The organism is Mycobacterium sp. TH-M15 (assembly GCF_057473705.1).
In genome coordinates this window covers 1-2181 of sequence record NZ_JBYCLB010000680.1, presented here as the reverse complement: position 1 = coordinate 2181, position 2181 = coordinate 1, and the positions used below count along the sequence as shown (strand labels likewise).

General features: G+C 72.3%; 4 protein-coding genes. 1 reads left to right on the top strand and 3 read right to left on the bottom strand.

Going from position 1 to position 2181, the window contains the following annotated elements:
• Together AC2VNT_RS16670 and AC2VNT_RS16665 are read right to left on the bottom strand one after the other, a co-directional pair.
• Positions 1-257, bottom strand: a 257-nt coding sequence (locus AC2VNT_RS16670; RefSeq protein WP_486947909.1) for a deaminase, incomplete at its 3' end; no start/stop codon positions are given.
• Entirely contained in the window at positions 254-766 is a 513-nt protein-coding gene (locus AC2VNT_RS16665; RefSeq protein ID WP_486947908.1) for a tRNA adenosine deaminase-associated protein, read from the bottom strand. The genes AC2VNT_RS16665 and AC2VNT_RS16670, both read right to left, overlap by 4 nt.
• A 120-nt stretch (positions 767-886) precedes the next feature.
• On the opposite strand from AC2VNT_RS16665, the gene AC2VNT_RS16660 reads away from it, so the two are divergent.
• Positions 887-1831 (top strand): prephenate dehydrogenase, encoded by a 945-nt coding sequence (locus AC2VNT_RS16660; protein WP_486947910.1) that lies wholly within the window; start codon positions 887-889, stop codon positions 1829-1831.
• On the opposite strand, the gene AC2VNT_RS16655 is transcribed toward AC2VNT_RS16660, so the two are convergent.
• The coding region (locus tag AC2VNT_RS16655) for a putative glycolipid-binding domain-containing protein (protein ID WP_486947907.1) at positions 1794-2181 on the bottom strand (388 nt) is incomplete at its 5' end. The two genes, AC2VNT_RS16660 and AC2VNT_RS16655, sit on opposite strands and share 38 nt — an antisense overlap.

The following is a 2181-nucleotide window of genomic DNA, read 5'->3' as shown; positions in this document are numbered from 1 at the left end:
ATCGTGCACGGCTCCAGGGTCACCGCCAGCGTGGTGCCGCCCAGCCGCCAGCCGTCACCGAGGACGGCGGCGGCCTGCCGCATCGCCAGCATCTCGGCGTGCGCGGTCGGGTCGCCGAGGGCTTCCCGGGCGTTGGCGGCGCGGGCCAGCACGGTGCCGTCGGCGGCGACCACCACCGCACCCACCGGTACGTCCCGCGGGCCGGCCTCGGCGCCGGCGGCCAGCGCGGCGCGGATCAGATCGTCGTCGCCGGTCACCGGCCGAGCCGGTGCAGCGCGGCGGCCATCTGCTCGTCGAAGCCCATCTCCTGGGCGATCCGCTGCAACTGTTCGTCGACACCCAGCTCGGCCTGGTCGAGGATGACGCCGAGCACCGCCTCCGGCAGCCCGATGTCGGCCAGCACGCCCAGGTCACCCTCCTCGAACGGGTCGCAGTCCTCGAGGTCCTCGGTGTCGATGTCGGCGTCGAGCTTATCGAGCACTTCGTCGGCGATGTCGTAGTCCAGCGCGGCGGTGGCATCCGACAGCAGCAGCCGGGTGCCCGACGGTCCGGGCCGAACGATCACGAAGAACTCGTCGTCGACGTCGAGCAACCCGAAAACCGCGCCGGAGCTTCGCAGCTCACGAAGCTCCGTCTCGGCGGCGGCCAGGCTGGTCAACGCCGTCGGCCGCATCGCCGAACACCGCCAGGTGGCGTCTTCTCGCACCACGGCCACCGCGAAGCCGTCCAGCGTGTCCGCCGGAGCCGAGGCGCCCTGTGCTTCCATGGGCGCTTACGCTAGTCGCCGCTTACCGCGTTGACCAGCGAATCGTCACCTGTCCCCGGGCGCCGCGCCGCGTCGGTCGACAGCCCAATGTGCCAACCTGGTGAGGTGGCGAAAACACCGGTGTGCGTGCTGGGTCTGGGTCTGATCGGCGGATCGGTGCTCCGGGCGACCGCCGCCGCCGGACGCGACGTGTTCGGCTACAACCGCTCGCTGGCCGGCGTGCACGCGGCGGAGACGGACGGTTTCGACGTCAGCGTCGACCTCGGCTTGGTCTTGAACCGGGCCGCCGACGCCGGTGCGCTGATCGTGCTCGCGGTCCCGGCGCCGGCGCTGCCGACGCTGCTCGACCACATCCGGCAGAGCGCCCCCGGGTGCGCGCTGACCGACGTCACCAGCGTGAAGAGCGCGGTGCTGGCGCAGGTCACCGCCGCCGGCCTGCAGGCGCGGTTCGTCGGCGGTCACCCGATGGCGGGCACCGCCCACTCCGGCTGGTCGGCCGGGGACGCCCGGCTGTTCACCGGGGCGCCGTGGGTGATCAGCGTGGACGACCACGTGGATCCGGGGGTGTGGTCGACGGTGCTCGATCTGGCGCTGGACTGCGGTGCGGTGGCGGTGCCGGCCCGCTCCGACGAGCACGACGCGGCCGTCGCGGCGATCTCCCACCTGCCGCACCTGCTGGCCGAAGCGCTGGCGGTGACCGCGGCCGACGTGCCGCTGGCGTTCGCCCTGGCCGCCGGGTCGTTCCGGGACGGCACCCGGGTGGCGGGCACCGCACCGGACCTGGTCAACGCGATGTGCGAGGCCAACGCGCGGGAGTTGGTGCCGGCGCTGGACCACGCGATGCGGCTGCTCGCCGACGCGCGGGCTTCGCTGGTCGGCACCGACTCGGTGGCCGGATTGGTCGACGCCGGTCACGCCGCACGGGTCCGCTACGAAAGCTTTCCCCGGCACGAGATCGTCACCGTGGTGGTCGGCGAGGAGAACTGGCGTCAGGAGTTGGCCGCCGCGGGCCGGGCCGGCGGGGTGATCAAATCCGCTCTGCCAACTCGGGATAGTCCACGATGAATCCGTCGGCGTCGATGGTGACGGTCGCGTCGGCCGCCGGGGAGCGCACTTTGATCTGGGTCCGCCGTTCGGGCGTGTTGCTGTAGCTGATGGCGGTGGCGGTCACCGACAGCTCGGGCAGCCCGACATAGATCGTCGGCACCGTGATCACGCCCGGGTGGGTGTGCAAGCCGGTGCGCCGGATCGCCAGCGTATTGAAGAACGGGCTGAACAGCACGTCGACGTCGAGCGCACCGTCGTAGCCGGCCCGTGTCTGGCCGCGGCCGTCGGTGACCAGCCACATGTTCTCCTCGTCGCGGGCGATCGCCAGCTGGCGTTCCCGCTCCGCCAGGGTGACGGTCAGACCCACC